Origin of the sequence: Vitreimonas sp. (genome assembly GCF_036392335.1) — a bacterium.
Classification (GTDB): Bacteria; Pseudomonadota; Alphaproteobacteria; order Caulobacterales; family Aquidulcibacteraceae; genus Vitreimonas.
The window spans coordinates 1-21,111 of the sequence record NZ_DASVYD010000034.1; the positions used below are offsets into that span (position 1 = coordinate 1).

21 protein-coding genes are annotated in these 21,111 nt (G+C 63.5%); 11 read left to right on the forward strand and 10 right to left on the reverse strand.

The window, feature by feature from the left end:
* From VF769_RS08030 to VF769_RS08040, 3 genes are all read right to left on the reverse strand, one after another.
* Positions 1-1,112, reverse strand: a 1,112-nt coding sequence (locus VF769_RS08030; protein WP_331007871.1) for an efflux RND transporter permease subunit, incomplete at its 3' end; no start/stop codon positions are given.
* Positions 1,113-1,163: 51 nt separating this feature from the next.
* Complete coding sequence (locus VF769_RS08035) at positions 1,164-2,450, reverse strand: efflux RND transporter periplasmic adaptor subunit (protein ID WP_331007872.1); 1,287 nt, start codon at positions 2,448-2,450, stop codon at positions 1,164-1,166.
* A complete protein-coding gene (locus VF769_RS08040; RefSeq protein WP_331007873.1) occupies positions 2,447-3,871 on the reverse strand; it encodes an efflux transporter outer membrane subunit in 1,425 nt (474 codons plus the stop codon). The genes VF769_RS08035 and VF769_RS08040 overlap by 4 nt, the downstream gene beginning before the upstream one ends.
* 316 nt (positions 3,872-4,187) lie before the next feature.
* Between VF769_RS08040 and VF769_RS08045 the strand changes: the two genes are divergently transcribed.
* The 4 genes from VF769_RS08045 (at position 4,188) to phoB (ending at position 7,959) form a co-directional block, all read left to right on the forward strand.
* Positions 4,188-5,522 (forward strand): ATP-binding protein, encoded by a 1,335-nt coding sequence (locus tag VF769_RS08045; protein ID WP_331007874.1) that lies wholly within the window; start codon positions 4,188-4,190, stop codon positions 5,520-5,522.
* 158 nt (positions 5,523-5,680) lie between these two features.
* Positions 5,681-6,487 (forward strand): phosphate ABC transporter ATP-binding protein PstB, encoded by an 807-nt coding sequence (gene pstB, locus VF769_RS08050; RefSeq protein WP_349258117.1) that lies wholly within the window; start codon positions 5,681-5,683, stop codon positions 6,485-6,487.
* A gap of 71 nt (positions 6,488-6,558) precedes the next feature.
* On the forward strand, positions 6,559-7,251 hold the full coding sequence (gene phoU / locus VF769_RS08055; protein WP_331007876.1) for a phosphate signaling complex protein PhoU: 693 nt from the start codon (positions 6,559-6,561) through the stop codon (positions 7,249-7,251).
* Positions 7,252-7,260: 9 nt separating this feature from the next.
* A complete protein-coding gene (phoB, locus tag VF769_RS08060; protein WP_331007877.1) occupies positions 7,261-7,959 on the forward strand; it encodes a phosphate regulon transcriptional regulator PhoB in 699 nt (232 codons plus the stop codon).
* Here the strand turns inward: phoB and VF769_RS08065 are convergent.
* Genes VF769_RS08065 through VF769_RS08075 form a run of 3 tightly spaced genes read right to left on the reverse strand, consistent with a single transcriptional unit; the run spans position 7,956 to position 11,025 of the window.
* A complete protein-coding gene (locus VF769_RS08065) occupies positions 7,956-8,858 on the reverse strand; it encodes an Hsp33 family molecular chaperone HslO (RefSeq protein WP_331007878.1) in 903 nt (300 codons plus the stop codon). The genes phoB and VF769_RS08065 overlap by 4 nt on opposite strands.
* 44 nt (positions 8,859-8,902) lie before the next feature.
* Entirely contained in the window at positions 8,903-9,835 is a 933-nt protein-coding gene (gene argF / locus VF769_RS08070) for an ornithine carbamoyltransferase (protein ID WP_331007879.1), read from the reverse strand.
* On the reverse strand, positions 9,832-11,025 hold the full coding sequence (locus VF769_RS08075; RefSeq protein WP_331007880.1) for an aspartate aminotransferase family protein: 1,194 nt from the start codon (positions 11,023-11,025) through the stop codon (positions 9,832-9,834). Before VF769_RS08075 ends, argF begins: the two co-directional genes overlap by 4 nt.
* Before the next feature lie 81 nt (positions 11,026-11,106).
* Between VF769_RS08075 and VF769_RS08080 the strand changes: the two genes are divergently transcribed.
* Positions 11,107-12,117 carry an alpha/beta hydrolase gene (locus tag VF769_RS08080; RefSeq protein WP_331007881.1) on the forward strand — a complete coding sequence of 337 codons (1,011 nt, stop codon included), beginning with the start codon at positions 11,107-11,109 and terminating at the stop codon, positions 12,115-12,117.
* Here the strand turns inward: VF769_RS08080 and VF769_RS08085 are convergent.
* The gene (locus VF769_RS08085) at positions 12,114-12,377 is read right to left on the reverse strand and encodes a hypothetical protein (RefSeq protein ID WP_331007882.1); all 264 of its coding nucleotides are present in this window, start codon (positions 12,375-12,377) and stop codon (positions 12,114-12,116) included. The genes VF769_RS08080 and VF769_RS08085 overlap by 4 nt on opposite strands.
* A gap of 354 nt (positions 12,378-12,731) precedes the next feature.
* Positions 12,732-13,466 (reverse strand): ABC transporter permease, encoded by a 735-nt coding sequence (locus tag VF769_RS08090; RefSeq protein WP_331007883.1) that lies wholly within the window; start codon positions 13,464-13,466, stop codon positions 12,732-12,734.
* A gap of 353 nt (positions 13,467-13,819) precedes the next feature.
* Here VF769_RS08090 and VF769_RS08095 point away from each other — a divergent pair, with 353 nt between their 5' ends.
* The 3 genes from VF769_RS08095 (at position 13,820) to VF769_RS08105 (ending at position 16,977) form a co-directional block, all read left to right on the forward strand.
* A complete protein-coding gene (locus tag VF769_RS08095; protein ID WP_331007884.1) occupies positions 13,820-14,329 on the forward strand; it encodes a GcrA family cell cycle regulator in 510 nt (169 codons plus the stop codon).
* A gap of 1,051 nt (positions 14,330-15,380) precedes the next feature.
* Entirely contained in the window at positions 15,381-15,560 is a 180-nt protein-coding gene (locus VF769_RS08100) for a hypothetical protein (RefSeq protein WP_331007885.1), read from the forward strand.
* 229 nt (positions 15,561-15,789) lie between these two features.
* Positions 15,790-16,977 (forward strand): acyl-CoA dehydrogenase family protein, encoded by a 1,188-nt coding sequence (locus VF769_RS08105; RefSeq protein WP_331007886.1) that lies wholly within the window; start codon positions 15,790-15,792, stop codon positions 16,975-16,977.
* Between the two features lie 15 nt (positions 16,978-16,992).
* Here VF769_RS08105 and VF769_RS08110 read toward each other — a convergent pair whose 3' ends face one another.
* Both VF769_RS08110 and VF769_RS08115 read right to left on the reverse strand, forming a co-directional pair.
* On the reverse strand, positions 16,993-17,424 hold the full coding sequence (locus VF769_RS08110; RefSeq protein ID WP_331007887.1) for a PaaI family thioesterase: 432 nt from the start codon (positions 17,422-17,424) through the stop codon (positions 16,993-16,995).
* Complete coding sequence (locus VF769_RS08115; RefSeq protein WP_331007888.1) at positions 17,421-17,909, reverse strand: PaaI family thioesterase; 489 nt, start codon at positions 17,907-17,909, stop codon at positions 17,421-17,423. Before VF769_RS08115 ends, VF769_RS08110 begins: the two co-directional genes overlap by 4 nt.
* Positions 17,910-18,018: 109 nt before the next feature.
* On the opposite strand from VF769_RS08115, the gene VF769_RS08120 reads away from it, so the two are divergent.
* The 3 genes from VF769_RS08120 to VF769_RS08130 are packed head-to-tail and all read left to right on the forward strand — an operon-like array spanning position 18,019 to position 21,106.
* Positions 18,019-18,636, forward strand: coding sequence for a TetR/AcrR family transcriptional regulator (locus VF769_RS08120; protein WP_331007889.1), 618 nt, complete (start codon positions 18,019-18,021; stop codon positions 18,634-18,636).
* A 28-nt stretch (positions 18,637-18,664) separates the two neighbouring features.
* Positions 18,665-19,699, forward strand: coding sequence for an alpha/beta hydrolase (locus VF769_RS08125; protein WP_331007890.1), 1,035 nt, complete (start codon positions 18,665-18,667; stop codon positions 19,697-19,699).
* Positions 19,700-21,106 (forward strand): MFS transporter, encoded by a 1,407-nt coding sequence (locus tag VF769_RS08130; RefSeq protein WP_331007891.1) that lies wholly within the window; start codon positions 19,700-19,702, stop codon positions 21,104-21,106.
* Positions 21,107-21,111: the final 5 nt, after the last annotated feature.

The window sequence follows — 21,111 nt, forward strand, 5'->3', positions numbered from 1 at the left end:
AACGAGCCGGCGAAGGCGGTCATCACGCCCAACGTCGCCCAGAACGCCACCTTCGGGTGCAAAGACAGCAGCAGCAGCAAGAAGATCAGGAAGAAGCCCTGGGCCGCGTTCGAGAAAAGGATGCCGAGCAGCGAATTGTAATCTTCGCTCTCGTTGTAGATCGTCGTGATCTGAAGGCCCGCCGGCAGCTCGGCGCGTATCTCGGTCAGCGCTTCCTGGAGGGCGTTGTTCGTTTCCCAGATGTTGAACGTGTCCGCGGTTTGCAGCGCGATGATGGCGGAGGGGTCGCCATTCATGCGCGAATAGAGGTTCACGTCTTGGAAGCCGTCATTGACGGTCGCGACGTCGCCGACACGGACCGTGCCGCCATCCGGCGTTTGACGGACAATCACGTTCTCGAAATCGAGCTCGGTGTCGGCGAGATTGCGCGCCTGAAGCTGGAAGGTGCCGTCTTCGGTGCGCACGGCGCCCGCGCCGGCATTCAGCGATGATGCGCGCACCGCGCGCGCAACTTCATCGAAGGTGAGGCCATAGGCTTGCAGCGACGCCTCGGAGACCTCGATCGACACTTCCGGCGTGCGCACGCCAGTGACGATCGTGTTGGCGCCGCCAGGCAATAACGCCATGCGATCCCGCAAACGCTCGGCCGTATCGCGCAGCGTGCGCTCATCGGTTGCGCCGTGGACGCCCAGAATGATCGACCAATTGCGGCCGACTTCGCGCGCGACTTGGATTGGCTCCATGCCGGCCGGCAGGCCGGAGATGGATTCCACGCGTGAGCGCGCTTCCTCGGTGATGGCGTCGACATCCGTACCCGGATCGACCGCGATGCGCACCCATCCGAAGCCTTCGCCGGCGCGTGAGCGCACCCAATTGACGTTGTTGAGGTCGGCCGTGGCCTCCTCGATGCGCACGATGACCTGCTGCTCCATGTCTTCCGGGCTGGCGCCCGGCCACACGGCTTGAATGAACACGCCGTCGCCGCGGCCAGCCGGGAAGAATTCCTTCTCCATCTTGTTGAAGGAGAGGATGCCCGCGATCACGCAGAACAGCATCAGCAGATTGCCGGCGACGGGGTTGCGCCCCCACCAGGCGACGAGGCCCTTCAGCATAGGTACTTCCTTTGCGGCTCCGCTTAGACGACGGAGCAAAGTTCGGTTCGCTTATTCGCGAATTGGCAATTGGTCTTGAGTGGCCGGGGTCTCGCTTTCACCCGCACGATCGATAGGCGTCACCGCCATACCTTCCCGCGGCGAGGTCAACACCGAAACGACGACCCGTTCGCCATCTGCGACGCCTTCCCGGAACAGAACTTCGTCCGCCGTGGTTTGCGCGGCGCGCACTTGGCGGATGTCGATCGTGTTCTCGGCCGTGACGACATAGACATATTCGTTGCGCTTCAGCGCGCTGCGCGGCGCGGCCACCATCGTCTCGCGGCTAGAGCCTTCGAGGCGCGCCGAGACAAACATGCCGGGCGCAAGCGGGGCGGCGTTACGCGCGTTGAACGGATCGCGCACTTCCACGATGCCGTAGACGAGACGCGTGCGCGCATCGACTGAGGCTTCGGTGCGAACCAACCGGCCTTCCCAGCTGCGTTCGCGTCCGCCGGTTGCGCTGGTCACGTGTGCGACTGGGCCGGGATTGGCGGCGGTGGCGGTGAAGCCCACCGGAATGCGCATGGCGGCGAGGTCGGCGTCGGTCAGCGGCACGCGGATTTCAACCGCATCGGTCGCGAACATGACGCCCACCGGCGAGCCGGGGCCGACATAATCGCCGACATTGACCCGGCGCTCGCGCATGCGGCCGGTGAACGGCGCACGAATGCTGGCGCGGTTGAGATCGAGCTCGGCCGAACGCAGCGACGCCTGCGCGGCTGCAAGCGCGGCGCGCGCTTGCGCGAGTTGTGGTTCGCGCACCGCCAGCGGCGGCGCTTCGCCGCGACCGAGCGCTTGCCAATCTTGGCGCGCCAGTTCGGATTCCGCCTCCTCGCGCGCGAGCGCTTCTTCGGCTTGCGCCACTTGCGCGCGTGAGCGGACGACCGCGAGTTCATAATCGGCGGTGTCGACACGCGCCAACACTTCGCCTTCGCGGAACGCGCCGCCGTCAACGAAAGCGGGGCTCACCCAAACGATGCGGCCCGCCACCTGCGCGGCGAGCGTGGCTTCGGTACGCGGTCGCGCTTCGCCTTGCACCCCGATCGAGATCGTCGTCGGGCGCGCGTGCGCGGTCGCGAACTGAACCGCCGGCGCGTGTGGCGTGTCACCCTTCTCTTCGGGGCGCGGCGCGGTGGCAATCATCAGCGCCAGCGCCGCGCCGCCGCCAACGATGACGACAAGCGGCGCGGCGAAGATCGCCATCCGCTTGGCGGTCGAAAGCAAGCTGGAGCGTGGCTTCACCACATCGTCGTCCGAACCCGAGTGCGGCAGCATGTTCAGATCCATCTTGTTCATGGCGTGATTTCCCGGTCTTCGTCGATGCCGCCCGTGCGGGCGCCGCCGCCGAGGGCGACGTGATAGGCAATGCGGTTGGAGACGCGATCGGCGCGTGCGGAAATCAGACCGCGTTCGGCGTCGATACGGCGTGTGTAGGCGTCGATCAAATCAAACAATGTGGCGACGCCGCGTGAATATTCGCGTTCGGCCAATTCCTGCGCCGCGCGCGCTTCGTCTGCGGCGATGGCGAATTGGCGCTCGCGCGTCTCAAGGCTCGTATCGGCGCTGATCGTGCCTTCGACTTCGCGCCAGGCGGCGATCGAGGTGCGTACATAGCTGGCGGCCGCGGCGCGTCGGTCGGCGACGCTGGCGCGCGATTCCGAGAGCAGCGCGCCGCCATTGAAGATCGGCATGGTGATGCCGCCAATCAGATTGGAGACCATGTTGGCGCTGTCGTCGATATCGTTGATGCCTTCGCCCGTACTGCCCGCGTTCGCGCGCAAGGTCAGGCGTGGCAACAGCGCCGCGCGCGCTTCGTGCACGCGGAAGCCGGCTGCGCGCATGCGATTTTCCGCGGCGAGTACGTCGGGGCGGCGTTCGAGCAAGTCGGCCGGCGCGCCCGCGGCGGCGAGCGGCGCAAGCTGGGGCAACTCACCTTCGGCGCGGAGCGCCCCGTCAGGATAGCGCCCCATGATTTCCTGCAAACGGCGCGAGGCGATCAACAAACCATCCTGGGCAGCGGCTTCGGCGGCCCGCGCAGACGCCACTTGGCTGCGCGCAGTACGCAGATTGAGCGAGGAGGCGATGCCGGCGTCGTAGCGGCGCTGCGTCAGATCGAGCGCGCGTTCGCGCGTCTGCAAATCTTCCCGGGCCAGCGCCAACAATTGCTGCGCCTCGATCAGTCCGACCCAGGCTTGCGACGCTTGTCCGGCGACGGAAAGTCGAGCGCCATACAAGTCTTCCTCGGCGGCGTCGGCGGAGAGGTCGGAGGCGAGCGCGCGCGCTGTGAGCCGACCCCAGAGGTCAATCTCCCAGCTGGCCACGACGCTCGACGTCATGAATTCCGTGCGGATGCGCTCGTCGGAGCCGGCGATCGGCTCTTCGGTGCGCGTTCCGCTCGCGCCGACTTCAAGGCTCGGCAAGAGATTGCCGCCGAAGGACCCCCGCGCGCGCCAACGGGCTGCGCGATATTGCGCTTCAACGACCTGCAACTCAGGGCTGCCGGCGAGCGCTTCACGCGCCAGCGAAGACATTTCGGTCGAACTCAGATCGTCGAGCCAAGTTACGGCGGGCGAAGCGGAAAGCTCAGCGGCGCGCTCCGCGCCGATGGCGTCTGCCGCGACATAGGAGTCCGGCTCGGGCGGCAGGTTGCGGCCTGCGCACGAACCGGCTGCGGCCAGCATGCCGAGCCCGATCAGAAGACGCGCACCGTATACCATTCATTCCCTCGCAGCATGCCGGCTCTAAATCCGGCCCTCTCGAAAGTCAATAAAACAATATTGAAAATCGATAAGGTTTTGCCGCCTTTCGGCGAGCACTGTTCCCCGTTCACACTTTCAGATGCCGACGCTTGCCAATTTGGATGCAGGCGCTGCCAAACCGCGACGAACGGCTGGATTTGTACGGCGAGCGACCGTTCTTGGTGCATAAGACGTCCGCAGGGATCACATTCCGACACCCGGCGCGCAGTTTCTTTGGGTGGTCGTGCTTGCGTGGCGGCGCTGCCGCGGCCTAAGCCCAACACCAATTATGGTCATGGAGCGACTTTCCGCGCGGCGCTGGCGCCTAGATCGCGCGCCGGCCTCGGCCTGGGCCGCAGGGGCGCTGGCCGTCCTCCTCTTATTGTTCGCCTTCGCCAGCAATGCGTCGGTGACCCTGTTGGTGTTGCTAGCCGCGGCGATCGCGTTCTGGGCGGGGCGCGAAGCGCGCCGGTTCGTAATTGGATCGGCCCGCACCGACGAGAACATTGAGTTCGTCGGGCTGGCCGAATTGGCGCCGCTATTGGAGGCGTTGCCCGATCCGGCGCTGCTCATCGACGCCAACACACGCATCGTCAGTTCGAACGCGGCCGCCCGCCGGCAGATGCAATTTGAAGCCCGCGGCCAGTATTTGACCTCAATCCTCCGCCATCCAGACGTGCTCGAAGCTGTGCAGGAGGCGGTTCGCGACGGCGCAACGCGCGCGGTCGAGTACGAGCAAACCGCGCAAGTCGAACGTCACACGCGTTGCTACGTGGCGCCGGTCACCTGGGGGCCGGATCGCGCGGCAATGCTGGTTTTCCACGATCAAACCGCGCGAATTAGCACTGAACGCATGCGCGCCGACTTCCTGGCGAATGCGAGCCACGAATTGCGGACGCCGCTTGCCTCCTTGTCCTTGTTGATCGAAACCATCGCCGGCCCCGCGCGCGACAATGCCGAAGACCGCGATCGCTTCCTCAAGATGATGCAGGTCCAGGCCGAACGCATGCGGCGGCTCATCGCGGATCTGTTGTCGCTCTCAAGGATCGAACTCGACGAGCATGTGCCGCCTTCGGATCGCGCCGATCTGTGCGTCGTGGTGCGCGAAGTCGTGGACATGATGGGGGCCGTGGCCCGCGAGCGCGGTGTCGAGCTTGTGCTTGCGGGCGCGGAGGCGCCCTTGAACGTGGTGGGGGAGCGCTTTCAGCTGGCGCAGGTGGCGCAGAATTTGGTCGACAACGCGATCAAATACACGCCCTCGGGAGGCGTGGTGCGGATCGAAGTCGGTGTCGGCGGCGACCGCGAGGACGTGGTGGCTAAGGCAGGGCGGCGCTGGGAGGAGGCCGGCCGGGTGGCGATCTTGACGCCGGCGGCTGTAGCGAACCGATCCTACGCCTATATACGCGTCGAGGATGCCGGTCCCGGCATCGCCAAGCGGTTTTTGCCCCGTCTTGCCGAGCGATTCTTTCGCGTCGAGCGTGAGTTGGGGGACGAACGCGGCGGCACCGGATTGGGGCTGGCGATCGTCAAACACATTATTAATCGTCACCGGGGCGGCTTTCTGGTGGAAAGTCAGCCGGGGCGGGGGTCCGCGTTCGCGGCCTATGTGGAAGTGGCCGGCGAGGACTGAACTCGGGATGGTGAATTTCACATCAGTGTCACGAAACCTGCCTAAGAGCCCGGCGTGATCGGGGACGGATAGTCCACGGCTTGCAAAGCCGCGAACAGGGGTCTGTTATGGAAGCGTTTTCCGCCGCCGGCTCGGAGCGAGGCGTAGTGTCTTCAGGAATGATGTCCGCGCCCGTCGTGAGCGCGCAGGCCGGTAGCTTGACTGACGCCCAGATCAAGGTCAGCGCGCGCGACATCCGCGTTTTCTACGGCGAGAAGCAGGCGCTGTTTGACGTTTCGATCGACATTCCAGATCGCTCGGTGACGGCCTTCATCGGTCCGTCCGGCTGTGGCAAGACCACCTTCCTGCGCTGCATCAACCGCATGAACGACACTATCGACGGCTGCCGAGTTGAAGGCACGCTGCAGATCGAAGGCAAGGACGCATACGCCAAGAACGTCGATCCCGTAATCCTGCGGACGCGCGTCGGCATGGTGTTCCAGAAGCCGAACCCCTTCCCGAAATCGATCTACGAAAACGTGGCGTACGGGCCGCGCATTCACAACATGGCCAAGTCGAAGGCCGACATGGATGTGATTGTCGAGAACTCGCTGCGTCGCGCCGGTCTTTGGGACGAAGTGAAAGATCGTCTCCAGCAGCCCGGTACGGGATTGTCAGGCGGTCAACAGCAACGCTTGGTCATCGCGCGCACCGTCGCCGTGAACCCCGACGTGATCTTGATGGACGAGCCATGCTCGGCGCTCGATCCGATCGCTACGGCCAAGATCGAAGAGCTGATCGACGAGATGCGGGAGAATTACTGCATCATCATCGTCACGCATTCCATGGCGCAGGCGGCGCGGGTTTCGCAGAAGACGGCGTTCTTCCACATGGGCAAGCTGGTCGAGACGGGCCAGACCGAGGAAATCTTCACGAACCCTCGCGACACGCGCACGCAGGACTATATTACTGGCCGGTTCGGGTAAGGTGGATGGCGGCGTCCTCGAGAGCGGAGGGCGCAGCATCGCCTGCACTGGCGCGACGGGTAAAGACAAGTATGGCTGAGCACACAGTTAAGGCGTTCACGGAAGAGCTTGATGCGTTGACGCAAGAGGTCGCGCGCATGGGCGGCTTGGCGGAGGCCGCGGTGAACGACGCGCTCTCGGCCGTGGTCCGACGCGACACGGAATTGGCCCAGCTGGTGATGCAGCGCGATGCGCGCATCGACGCTGCTCAGCGTGAAGTCGAGAAGCGCGCCATCAAATTGTTCGCGCTTCGCCAGCCGATGGCGAGCGATCTGCGCGTTGTGCTGACGGCTTGGCGTATCGCCGGTGAGCTGGAGCGTGTCGGCGATCTCGCCAAGAACATCGCCAAGCGCGCCTTGGTGCTGAATCAAGCCGAGCCAATTCAGCTCACGCGCAGCGTCGATCGCATGGGCAAGATTGCCAGCGAGCATTTGAAGCAAGTGCTCGACGCCTATGCCAACAAGGACGTCCAGGCCGCCATCGCTGTCTGGAACGGCGACGACAATATCGATGCGCACTACAATTCGCTGTTCCGCGAATTGTTGACCTACATGATCGAAGACCCGCGGACGATTTCGTCGTGCGCGCACTTGCTCTTCATCGCCAAGAATATCGAGCGCATCGGCGACCACGGCACCAATATCGCCGAATATATACACTTCCTGGTCACGGGTGAGGAAATCGCGACGCAACGGCCGAGGGCCGATGTCGAGGCTGGCGACTAAGAGGCGTACATGGCTAAGGCTCCGCATGTGTTGGTTGTCGAGGACGAGGAAGCCCTCGCGCAGCTGCTGAAATACAATCTCGAGAAGGAAGGCTATCGCGTCTCCGTCGCCAATGACGGCGAGGAGGCGTTGGTGAGCGCCGACGAGACCAATCCGGATCTGGTCGTGCTCGATTGGATGCTGCCCAAGGCGCCTGGTATCGAGGTGTGCCGCCGTCTGCGCGCGCGTCAGGAAACGCGCAACACGCCGATCGTGATGCTGACGGCCCGCGGCGAGGAGAGCGATCGCGTGCGCGGCCTCGACATGGGCGCCGACGATTATATCACCAAGCCATTCTCGATGGGCGAATTGCTGGCGCGCCTGCGCGCCGTGATGCGCCGCATTCGTCCGGGCTTGGCCGACGACAAGGTGACTTGCGGCGATATCGTGATGGACCGCGTCTCGCACCGCGTAAAGCGCGGGGCGCGGGAAGTGCATTTGGGCCCCACCGAGTTCCGCATCCTCGACCATTTGATGCAGCACCCGGGCCGCGTGTTCAGCCGCGAGCAATTGCTCGACGCGGTGTGGGGCTCCGACGTCTATGTCGAAGCTCGCACCGTCGACGTGCATATCGGGCGCCTGCGTAAGGCGCTGATGGTCGGCGAAGAGAACGATCCGATCCGTACGGTCCGCAGCGCAGGTTATGCGCTGGACGTCGAAGCGGCCTAAGCGCCAACCGCGGCAGGTTCGATCAGGTACGAACGCGCACAGAATTGGCAGCGCGCGTGTAGCTTGCCGTCAGGCTCGATCAGGCTCTGCAATTCGTCCTTCGGGAATGTGCGCATGACGGCGGTCAGTCGCTCCTCGCTGCATGTGCAGCGATCGTCGAGCGGCGACGGGGTGTCCATGCGCACACCCTCTTCGTGGAATAGGCGATAGAGCAGGCGATCCGCGGGCAATGCCGGATCGATCAATTCTTCGTCTTTGACGGTGCCGAATAGGATGGACGCGCGACTCCAATCCTCACGCGTGTCGCCGCGCGCATCATCGCCCGCGACGCGTTGAATTAAGATGCCGCCCGCGCGCCACGTGGTCGGCGCGTCCGCACGCATCAATTCACCAACAGCGAGGCGGATGCCAGTGTCGACCTGCTCCGACGTGCGGAAGTAGGACTCGGCGCACGTCGCGAGCGTGTCGCCATCCAACGCGACGACGCCTTGGTAGGGGGCAACGCCGGGGCCGCGATCAAGCGTGAGGACAAGCGAGCCCGCGCCCAGCAATTCCGCGGGTGGAATCCGGTTGGCCTTCGCGAGATGCTCCGCCGCGCCTTCAGCCAAGCGCGCGTAGCCGCGCAAGCCGCCGCTTGAGTGCTCGGCTACAAGCAAAGGCACCAGGCCTTCGCCTTGCGCTTGCACGACAAGACGGCCTTCGATTTTCAGCAGCGAGCCGATGAGCGCGGCGAGCGTGAGCGCTTCGCCGAGTAGCAATGCAACCGGTCGCGGATAATCGTGGCGGCACAGGATTGGATCAAGCGCACCCGCGCCCATGCGCGCGATGCGCCCGCGCACGGGCGCGTTGTCCAAGCTAAAGCTGGCGATCAGATCGTCGGTGAGCGGGGTGTCGGTCATGAAGGGCGAGAGATGGGGCTTCGCCCCGCTTTCGGCAATCGTTGTTAGAGCTTGCCGCAGCACCACATCAGTACCGCTTTCTGCGCGTGAATGCGGTTTTCGGCTTCGTCCCAGGCGCCGGATTGTGGGCCGTCGAGCACGGAATCCGTGACCTCTTCGCCGCGATGGGCGGGCAGGCAATGCAGGAACAGGGCCTCCTTCGCTGCGCGCGCCATCATTTCGTCGTTCACGGCATAGGGCGGGAACGCGGCCATGCGCGCGTCCTTGTCCGTGTCGCCCATCGACACCCAGGTATCAGTCACGACAACATCAGCAGCTTCGATCGCCGCTCTTGCATCGGTTGTCACGGTGATGTCCGCGCCGGCGGCTTGCGCCGCCGCGATTTCCTGCGAGCGTGCGGGATAGTTCGCCGGCGTCGCGATACGCAGCTTGAAGTCGAGCTTTTCGGCGGCGTGAATAAACGACGTGCAGACATTGTTGCCGTCGCCCAGCCACGCGATCGTCTTGCCGGCGATGTCGCCTTGCCATTCCTCGATCGTCATGATGTCGGCGATGATCTGGCAGGGGTGCGAGAGATCGGTGAGGCCGTTGATCACCGGCACGTCGCTGGCTTCGGCGAAGTCGAGCACGTCCTGGTGATTGTTGGCGCGGATCATCACCGCATCGACCATGCGTGAGAGCACCCGCGCCGTATCCTGCACGGTTTCGCCACGGCCAAGCTGCGTGTCGTTGGCGCTCAGGATGATCGCCTTGCCGCCGAGCTGGGTCATGCCGATTTCGAACGAGACGCGCGTGCGCGTCGAGTTCTTCTGGAAGATCATCGCCAACGCGTAGCCGTCGAGCGGCGCGTCTTCATCCGGCTTTGCCTTTGGCCAGCCGAGGCGCGCGGCTTTGCGCGCATGCGCTTCATCGACGATCGCGCGCAGCTCCTCTTTCGAGAGTGCGGAAATGTCGAGGAAGTGGCGCAAATCCGTCATCCGTTCGATTGAGTCGCGTAGGCGGTGAGCACCGCGTCGATCGCGTCCACGGCTTCGCGGATTTGCGCCTCGTCGATGATGAGCGGCGGCGCCAAGCGCAGCACGTTGTCGCCGGCGACGCCGACGAGCACTTTGCGTTCGCGCAGTCTGGCTTGCACGTCTTTTGGGTTCAGCGTGAGTTTGACCCCGCGCAAGAGACCCTTGCCGCGCACATCGACCACGAAGTCCGGATGGCGATCCTTCAGCCCTTCGAGCGCTTGGCCAAGGTGGTTGGCCATCAGATTCACATGGTCGAGCAGCGCCGGCTTCGAGAGTTCGTCATAGCAGGCGTTGCCGACAGCCATCGCCAGCGGATTGCCGCCGAACGTGGTGCCGTGCACGCCGACGACCATGCCTTTGGCCGCTTCCTTCGTTGCAAGGAAGGCGCCCATCGGGAAACCGCCGCCAACGCCTTTGGCGACCGCCATGATGTCCGGCGTCACGCCGGACCATTGATGCGCCCACATCTTGCCAGTGCGGCCGGCGCCGGATTGCACTTCGTCGAAGATGATGAGGAAGCCGGTGTCGTCGGCGAGCTTGCGCAAGCCGCGTAGAAATTCGTCGGTCGCGGCGCGGACGCCGCCTTCACCCTGCACCGGCTCTAGGATCACCGCCGCCGTGGTCGGACCGACGAGCTTCTTCAGTTCCTCAAGATCGCCGAACGGTGCTTGGATGAAGCCGGGCAGACGTGGGCCGAAGCCTTCAAGATAGCTCGGATTGCCGGAGGCGTTGATCGCTGCGTAGGAGCGACCGTGGAACGAGCCCTGGAAGCCGATGATGTCGACGCGTTCGGGTGCGCCGTTGGCGGAGTGATATTTGCGCGCGGTTTTGAGCGCGCCCTCGATGGCCTCGGTGCCGGAATTGGTGAAGAAGACCACGTCGGCGAAGCTGTCGCGCGTGTATTTCGCCGCGAGCTCTTCTTGGCCCTTCACCTTGAACATATTCGAGGTGTGCCAGAGCTTGCCCGCCTGGTCGGTCAGCGCCTTCACCAGTACAGGCGGCGCATGGCCCAGGGCGTTCACAGCAATGCCGGCGATGCAATCGAGATATCGCTCGCCCTTATCGTCCCAAATCCAGCAACCTTCACCGCGCTCGAAGTTCTGCTGCGGCGGCGAATAGACGGGGAGAATATGGCTTTCTGCGGCGCTCATTTCGGCTCTCAGAATTTGGGGAAGGCGCGGTTTTGAGCCGCGCCGCTTGTCAGGTCAACCCAGGCGTATCATCAACATTCCATGAGGCGAGACCATTCTCTACCGCGCGGCGAACTGCACCGTCTGCGTCACCAATCCGTCGTGTTGGAGGGCAACCCGTTGGGCGATCCGACCGACCGTGAATTGCATGTTTGGACGCCGCCCGGCTGGAGTGCCGCCGAGCGCTTGCCGCTGCTGGTGGACCTCACCGGCTATTGGGGCTGCGGCCTTGGCCACACCAATTGGAAGCCGGGCGGGGAGAATGTGCCCGAGCGGCTGGATCGGCTGACGCATAAAGGCATGGCTCGTGCGGTGGTGGCGTTTCCCGATTGCTTCACCAAGCTCTACGGCAACCAATATCTGAACAGCGCCGGCTCCGGCCGCTACGCCGATTATGTCTGCGACGAAATCGTGGCGCTTGTTGAAGCGCAATTCAATTGCGGCGGGCCGGGCAGGCGCGGCGTGTTCGGCAAGTCTTCGGGCGGTTATGGCGCGGCGTGGCATGGGCTCAATCGTTCGGATTTTTGGAGCGCGATTTCGATCAATAGCGGCGACATGGGCTTCGACGCGCTCTTCATCCCTACGCTCTATGATGACGTCGATGCGCTGCGGAAGTTTGATTACTCGATTGAGAAATGGGTGCTGCACGTTGAGGCTCAACCAAAGCTGAAGGACAAGGATCGCATGATCCTGATGGATCTGGGCCAAAGCGCTTTTTACGATCCGGACCCCACGCAATTTCGCAACATGCGTCTGCCGATGGATCCGCGCACGGGCGAGCTGATCCCTGAGCGCTGGAACAATTGGATGAAGCACGATCCGGTCGTGATGTTCGAAACGCTCGGCGAAAATCTGCGCAAGCTAAAGCTCATCTACATGGATTGCGGCTGGTCCGACCAATTCCGCATCCATTTCGGCATGCGCCGTTTCGCGGCGAAGCTGAAGGCGGCGGGCATTGCGCACGTCTACGAGGAATTCGATGACGATCACACGGATGTCGATTATCGCATGGATGTATTCCTTCCTTTGTTGGCCAAGACGTTGGCCGCTTAACGCCGCTTTCGAAAGGCGAGCCCGAGCGCTGAGGCGATGCTGCTAAACACGAGCCAGATGACGATGAGATAGAGAATGACTTCGGCGTCGTCGTCTCCGGTGTGATCGATCCAGTGGAATTTGAGCGCCAGCCAAAGCCAGCCCAACAACGCGAACGGCACGCCCGCTGCAATCAGCGCGCCGCGCACACCGTAACGATGCGCGGCGAAGAAGAGCGCTGCCGCGATTGCTAGTGTGAGGATGGGGAGCGCCAAACTCACCGTGGCTTCCTAGAAGCAGCGCTGCGTGTGGACGCAGGATGCGAATGTCGCAAACAAAAGCACTGGCCACATGCCGACGATTCCAATTGCGAGCGTGCTCAGAATGGCGCGGACTCGATCCTTGAAAAGGGCGTGGCCGGAGAAACCCAAAGCGACGAGCGAACCTCCAATCGCTATGATAGCACTGGCCACGCCGGGTGCGGATTGCGCGGGCAAAATAAATGTGAGCGCGCCAGCGACGCCCGCGAGGGCAACGCCAATCAGGCCTGCGCGTTGACTCCACGCCTTGCTGGACATCGCGCCCAGGACGAATGCGATCCCGAAAGCGAGCAGAGCCGCGAGCGCTTCCACACATCAACTCCGCAACCTGTACCCGCTTTTCAGCATCGCCCAGCAGGCCCAGCAGAGCGCCAGTGTGATACCGAGGGACCAGAGCGCGCCCGCGACCAGCGGCGCATCGTGGTGGCCGATGAAGCCATAGCGGAAGCCGTCGATCAGGAAGAAGACCGGGTTGAAGTGCGAGAAGGTCTTGAATGGCTCGGGCAGCACGTCGGTCGAGTAGAACGTGCCGGAGAGGAAGGTCAGCGGCACGACGATGAAATTCGTCACCGCGGCGATGTGATCGAATTTGTCGGACCAGATGCCGCCGATGAGGCCTATGGCGCCGAACATCACCGAAGCCACGATCGCGTAATAGATCGCCACCAGCGGATGCGCCGGCATCACGTTCGCGAGCCAGGCAATCGCGATCAGGCTTACGGCGCCGACGAGAATGCCGCGCGCGGCGGCGCCGACGATGAAGGCGATCGCCAGCTCCAGCGCCGACAGCGGCGGCATCAGGAAGTCGACCGAATTGCCCTGCACCTTGGCGATCACGATCGAGGACGACGAATTCTGAAACGCGTTCGAGAGGATCGACATCATGACCAGGCCCGCGGCGAGCCCATCGGCGTAAGCTCGGTCCGAGCCTGGCCAATTGCCGTCGCGCAGCACCAGACCGAACACCATCATGAAGAGCAGCGTCTGGATCAGCGGCGCGAACACGGTCTGCGCGCCGACTTTCAGGAAGCGCTTGATCTCGCGCGCCACGAGAGTTTGCAGCCCCAACCAATTCACAGATCCGTAGCGGCGGGAGCTCAACGGAGCTGTGGAGACCTGGGTGTCCATACCGAGAACATGCCTTTCATAGATTCTTAATGAGTCTGAGTGCTCGTTAACCATGAGCAAAGGGCCAAGGGGCCGTTTGTATTGGAAATAATGAGTCGGGGCTTGTGCATCAGCCCTGGGAGAAACAGGTAGTGATTCCGTTAGTAACTTGGGGATAACACTAGTGCTGGTATATCCCCATATGTTGCAGACCTATTAGTTGACACTTTAGCGAAATGAGCGAATTTAGCCGCCACCCAAGTGAGAGCTTGGGCCATGGGCAAAGGGGCTTGAACATGGGTTGGAATGAAGAGCGCGTCGCGCTTCTACGTAAGCTGTGGGCAGAGGGGCTGTCCGCGAGCCAAATCGCTAAACAACTGGGCGGGGTCACCCGCAACGCCGTGATCGGTAAAGTGCACCGCCTGGGTTTGGCGGGCCGCGCGACACCGTCCCGCCCGGCGAAACGTCCGGTGCGTGCGGCCCGTCCGCGCGTGATGAGCCCGACCGCGCCGCGCCTGCGGCCGCCGTCCAGCCATCTACCGGCTGTGGTTATTCCCGATCTTGAGCCGATGAAGCTCGAGGATGGCAAGGCCGCCTCCGTCCTGACGCTCAATGAGAGCATGTGCAAATATCCGATCGGCGACCCGACCGACGTGAATTTCGCATTCTGCGGCCGGGGCGCCTCTGGTGGCCCGTACTGCGCCGATCACGCGCGTTTGGCCTACCAGCCGAGCCAAGCCAAGAAGCGTCGCGCCGCTGGCGCGCCGGACGAGCTTCGCCGGATGATGCGCCTCGCCGCGATGTAAGGCGGGCATTTAAGCAGTTTACCCCTGCACTTGAACGTCGCGATCGCAAGGTCGCGGCGTTTTTGTGTGGGCAAACCGGCGTGCATGCGTCGGCGGCGCCTGCCGGCTGGAAGCCGGCGGCCCGTACGGAGAGCTGGGGACGCGGGTTTGCGCGTCTCGAAAGAACGCGCCGTTGGTTCGGCGCTCATGACACGGAAGCCCGCGTCCCCGCAATCGTTCAGCATCGGCTCGGCACAGAGAGGTTTTTCACTCTCCTGGCGCGATCGCCGATGACGTGCGGCGCAGGCCTGTTCGTGGCGTTGCGCCGGTGCGCTCCCAGCGTTAGCGCTGGGCTTCAGCTTTGACGCATTACGCCTTTGCACCAGCGCGCGAAGCGGCAAGCCTGCATCGCGCGCGTGACACATCGGCGCCGCCTCCGCATATCCGGCGCGCTCCCGCGCGCGCTGATCGGACAGCCGCCTTCAAGTTGGCGACAGGCGGAGAAGCTTCAAAACTTCACGCTCGACTGCATCGCCGCGGCATTGGCGCGAACAGGGATCCAACTGCTCTCCGACCGAAGCGATGGAGGGAGTATGCGGGTGGTGCGGAGGGGGTTGAATAGATTTTTGTGTAAGCGGGGTTTCGGAGGAACTCACTACGCGTGATCTGACTTCCTGCTCCGCCGCTCGACCTCTTCAAGGAGTCGGGTTTCGCGACTAACGCGAACGGCAACGATCAAATACGCAACAGGCACAGCCCAAATTAGCCATGGAAAATGTGTCGCCTCGGCCACGAAGCCCGTCACAACCCCCACGGCGATAAAGGCCAACCAAACCGCGAATCCTCGGCCTATGCGCTTAGGTAGGTCATTTGCCCAACATACAAAGAGCTGTGCGAATTCGAAAGTCCACTTAAGTCAAGCGCGTATCCAGCATGGTTTTCCGTCACGCCGCTGCGCGACGCAGCTCGCCCATCGAGGGCGAGCAGGGAGGGCGCGTGTGCTGACACGCGCTTTGGTTGTGTCTATCTTGTGCTTCGCCGCGTCAAGCGGGCGAGGCGAGAGGTGACGCCTATGAGTTTCAGATTTTGGCGTTGGCAGTTGGAGGCGGATCGTCCGACGATTGAGCATGTCGTGCCGCGACGCACCGAGCAGGACGATGTCGTGCTCGATGATGGGAAGATGATTGTGCGGCTCCCGTCAGCGCAAGCCAACCCGTCGCGCTGTGAAACGGATTCCGATGAGCCGCGTTGAAGGCGTTGCGCCTGAGACGGCGGTGGAGTTCCGCAAATATCGCGCTGCCACCCACTCAGTCATCCGCCTTCGCTGAAGCTTCGGCGGATGACAGCTCGCCCATCGAGGGCGAGCAGGGATGGCTCGGGCGTCCGTGGCGCTTTTCCAGGACTTCGCGTCGCGTCAGCGTCGGGCCGCGCTCTTGCTCTCGTTTGCGCCTGCGCTCAGGCTTGGGGCGGGAGGAGTGTGGATGACGAAAGGTCAGAGCGGCGGGCTGGATTTTGATGCGTTGCGGGCGCCGTCGCCATTCATGGGCGAAACGCATCGCGCCTGGCGCGCCAGTTTGCGGCGCTTCATCGAACGCGAGCTGATGCCGCATGTGACGGAATGGGACGAGGCCGAGCATGTGCCGCGCGAGGTGTTCCTGAAGGCCGGCGCGTTTGGGCTGTTGGGTGCGGGCTATCCGGAAAGATATGGCGGCTGGAGCGAGGGCTTTGATCGCTTCCACGGCATCGTCACTAGCGAGGAATTGGCGCGCATGGGCGCGGGCGGGGTGTCGACCGCCTTGATGGTGCACGGCATTGGTCTGCCGCCGATCCTGGCGATTGGATCGGACGAGATGAAAGAGCGGATCGCGCCGCCGGTGTTGCGCGGCGAGATGCAGATCAGTCTGGCGATCACCGAGCCGGATGCGGGCTCGGACGTCGCTAATATCGCGACGCGGGCCGAGCGGCGCGGCGATCATTATGTCGTCAACGGCGCGAAGATGTTCATCACCGGCGGTATGAGCTCGCACTGGGCCACCACCGCGGTGCGCACCGGCGGCGATGGCGCGGGCGGGATTTCGTTGCTGCTGATTGATCTCAATGCGAAGGGCGTGACGCGCACGCCGCTGAAGAAGCAGGGCTGGTGGGCGTCGGATACGGCGGCGCTTTATTTCGACGATGTTGAAGTGCCGGCGGAACATCTGATCGGCGGTCTGGGGCAGGGCTTTGCCGGCATCATGCGCAATTTCAATGGCGAGCGCTTGGGCATGGCGTCGGGCGCTGCGGCGAGCGCGCGCGTGTGCATCGAGGATGCGGCGCGCTGGGCCCAGCAGCGGCGCACCTTCGGCAAGCGGCTCGCCGATCATCAAGTCATCCGCCACAAGATCGCGGAGATGGTGCAGCGCGTGAATGCGACGACGGCCTATCTGGAGCAATGCGCCTGGCGCGTGGAGCAGGGCGAAACGCCGGTGATGGATTTGTGTTTGCTCAAAGTGCAGGCGACGCAAACGCTTGAATTCTGCGCGCGCGAGGCGACGCAGATCATGGGCGGCGCGGGCTATATGCGCGGCAGCCGCATCGAGCGCATCTATCGCGAAGTGCGCGTCAACGCGATCGGCGGCGGCAGCGAAGAGATCATGCGCGATCTGGCGGCGCGGCAATTGGGACTTTGAGCCTTCGGCGCGGGCTTATGGGCTCGTGGGCTCGTCCGCTTCGGGCGTCATGAAATGGCCGTGCAGGCTGGCGATGGGTTGAGAGCGTTCGCCTTGCCAGGCTTCGGCTTGCACGTTGGCGATGCGGCGGCCGATCTTGACGACGCGGGCGCGGGCGTAGGTGTCGACCGGGCGGCCAGAGCGCAGATATTCGATGTTCACGTCGATGGTTTTCGGGAAGCGTTCGCTCTTCGAGGCGATCGCGAGTTGCGTGAGCGCGGTGACTTCCATCAAAGCGCCGACGACGCCGCCATGCAAAGCGGGCAAGGCCGGATTGCCGACCAGATGCTGCGCGAATGGCAGGATCAGTGTGAGCTCGTCGCCCTTGAGTTCGGCGCGGACGCCGAGAAATTTCGCGTAGGGGATGCGTGCAATCGCTTCGGCGACGCGGGTCTGCGGCGTGCTCATGATTTTTTCGGCTTCAAGTTCGCGCCCATTTTTCGGCCGTTGTTGGAATTGACCATGAAGGCGGCGACGGCGTGAGCGACGGGATTATCGGGCGTCTCGTCGTAGGCGACGGCGCGTACGAAGGCGACGCTGCGGCCAAGCTTGTAGCAATGCGCTTCGGCGTGGATGTCTTTGCCAGGCGTGGCCGGGCGCATGTAATCGATGCGCAGGTCGATGGTGGCGACGGGGACGGGGCTCTTCATGCCGGAGACCGCGGCCGTGCCGCAGACTTGGTCCAGCAAAGTGGTGATGACGCCGCCGGCGATGACGCCGGTTTCGGGATCGCCGACGAGTTCCTCACGGTAGGGCGCCTTGCCCCAAATGCGGCCGGGCTCGAAGCGGGTGATCTCGATCCCGAGCGCTTGGGCCTGGGGCGTGAATTTGGTCATGATCTGGACGCGCTCGAGGGCGCTTTCGCGGGAGGGCGGCGGCTTTTCGTCGGACATGGAATTCGTGCTAGCAGTAGCACGGGTTGGGCGCTATTGACAGAAATTGACGGGACGTCATTTTTGTGGCGCTATGAAAACGAGGGCGAACGCCCCGCTGGGAGCTGCCATGAGCGAGACGGCGTCAATCGAGCCGATCGGCAAGCGCGAAAAAACGAAGGTGGCGAACCGTCAGGCGATCCTGGTGGCGGCGCGGCGGGTGTTCGCGGAATTGGGCTACGAATCCGCCACCGTGCGCGACATCATTCGCGGCACGGAATTGGCGTCGGGCACGTTCTACAATTATTTCCGCTCCAAGGAGGAAGTGTTCGAGGCGTTGGCCGATGACGGCGCGCGTCGCTTCCGCCCGATCCTGCGTATGGCGCGCGAGCACGCCAAGAGTTTCGAAGATTATCTGCGCAGCGCCTTCATCGCGTACTTTCGCTTTGTCGCGGAGGAGAACCGCGAAGCCGGCCTGCCCGTTGACGAGCGCCGCCCGCATGTGCGCACCGACACGCCGGAAATGATGGCGGTGTATCAGGAAGTGCGGCAGAGTTTGGAAGACGCGATCGCGCACGGCGATCTGCCGCATATCGACGCCGATTATCTGGCGCATGCCTGCATCGGCATCGCACAAGAGCTTGGCCCAGCGATGTTGCGGCGCTCGCCGCCGGATATCGACAACGCCGCTGCGTTCGCGACGGGACTCATCCTAAAGGGTCTCGAAGGCGCTCCGCGCAAAAACTGAAGAACAAGAAGACTAGGGAGAGCAGGATTTGTCCTGGCTGCGCAAAGCGCTCGTTCATCTCGCCTTGTCGCGTTCCGACGCGGCGTTGGTGAAAGCATCCGGCGGCGAACCACGCACAGTGCGCGGCATGACGCTCGATCCGAAGATGCAATTTCTGGAATACCAGGCGCGGCTGAAGCCCGTGGATTGGTCGACGATGACCGTCAAAGCGTTGCGCGAGCAGACGGACGCGGGCGCGGATCTGTTTGGCGGCGGCGCGGTGGGCGGCGTGCGGATCGAGAAAGTGTACGTCACCGGGCGTTCGCACTCGGTGCCGGCGCGGCTTTATCTGCCGACAGTGCGCGACAATTCCGCGGCCATGTTGGTGTATTACCATTTCGGCGGCGGCGTGATCGGGTCGCTGGAAAGTTGCCACCGTCTGTGCGGGCTGATTGCGAAGGAAGCCGGCGCGCCGGTGCTTTCGGTCGATTATCGCCTGGCCCCGGAATTCAAATTTCCCATCGGGCTCGAGGATTGTCAGGCGGCGTATCTGTGGGCGGTCGACAACGCGGCGCGTTATGGCGCGCCGGTTGGCAAGGCGGCTGTCGGCGGCGACAGCATGGGCGGGCATTTCTCGGCGATCATCGCGCAGGAATATCGCCGCACGAAGCCGCCGGTGCTGCAGCTTTTGATCTATCCGGCGGTGGACTTCCTGAGCGACACGCCGTCGATGCATGATTTCGCGGATGCGTGGCCGCTGACGGCGGAGACGGTCGATTTCTTCATGAAGCAATATCTGCCGGAGAACGTCGATCCGAGCGATCCGCGCATTTCGCCGATCCGGACGGAGGACCTGAGCGGCCTGGCGCCGGCGCTGATCTACACGGCGGGCTTCGACATGCTGCTCGATCAGGGCGCGCAATATGCGGAGCGGTTGCGCGATGCGGGCGTGAAGACGAGCTATCATAGCTTTGAGACGCTCCCGCACGGCTTTGTCGCGTTTCCCTCGGCGACGCGGGCGGCGGAGAATGCGATCCGCAAAATCGCACGCGAGACGGCCGTCGCGCTTAAAGGCCAGCGCTAATTGGCGGCGCCCCAGATCGATCGCAGCGCATGGTCATGGGCGCTCTATGAAGCGGCGCGCAATCCTTATGTCTTATTGTGCACCATCTATGTGATGGCGCCTTACATCGCCACGACCGTGATCGGCGACCCGGTGCAAGGGCAGGCGATCATTTCGAGTTGGCACAAGATCGCTGGCGTTCTTGTCGCGGTGAGCGCGCCGTTTCTGGGTGCGGCGATGGACCGGATGGGGCGGCGCAAGCCGATTTTGGGCGTCGTCACCGTGGGCATGGTTGCCGCGTTCTTCGCGCAATGGTGGGCGATGCCCGGCGGCGCGGGATTGCCGCTCTGGGGACTTGGCGCCGTTCTGATCTTTGCGGGCGTGATGTTCTCATGGTCGGAGGTCGCACACAATTCGATGCTGACCACGGCGGCGAAGCCCGAAGTGCTGGGGCATACGTCGGGACTGGGCCTGGCGCTCGGGAATGTCGCGTCGGTGTTGTTGCTAGTGTTCGTGCTGTTTGCATTCGCGCTGCCGGGCGTGATCGATCTGCCCTTCGTGCCAGACGCGCCGCTGTTCGGGCTTGACCGGACGGCGTTCGAGCCGAACCGCATCGTGGGCCCGCTGAGCGCGCTTTGGCTCGCCATCTTCGCGCTGCCGCTCTTCTTCTATGCGCGCGATCTTGAAACGACGGGCGAGAAGTTCGGCGACGCGATGCGTCATGGCGTCGGCAAGGTTGTTGGCACGATCCGCAAGCTGCGCGATCACCGTAATGTGGCGCTCTTTCTCGTTGCGCGGATGCTGTATGCGGACGGCAAGACCGCGATCCTGATTTTCAGCGGCGTCTATGCGGCCGGCGTGATGGGCTGGGACTTGCTGGAGATGTTGACGCTGGGCGTGGTGACGACAGCGTTCGGCGTCATCGGCGGGCTCTCTGGCGGCCATCTGGATTCGTGGCTCGGGCCGAAGCGGGCGGTGGCGATCGAGATCGGCGTGACGCTTGTGTGTCTGCTGGTCATGGTGTCGATGACGCCGACGAGCATGTTCTTCATTGTGCCCGTCGCCGAGGGCGCCGTGGCCTGGAATGGGCCGTTGTTCCAATCGCCCCCGGAATTGGCCTATTTGCTGACGACCTGTGTGATCGCGATTTCGATTTCGGCGGCGTATGCCTCGAGCCGGACCTTGATGGCGCGACTGGCGCCAGCGGGTATGGAGGGCGAGCTGTTTGGGCTCTATGCGCTCTCGGGCGCTGCGACAGTGTGGCTGGGGCCGCTGCTGGTGGAGCATTTCACCGAGACGTATCAGAGCCAGCGCGCTGGCTTCGCGGCGATTTCACTGCTGCTGGTTGCGGGGTTCCTGATGTTGCTGTTGGTGAAGCCGCCGCCAAATTATGCGCTACGGGCGTCGGATTCACAGGCGCTGCACTGAGCGCC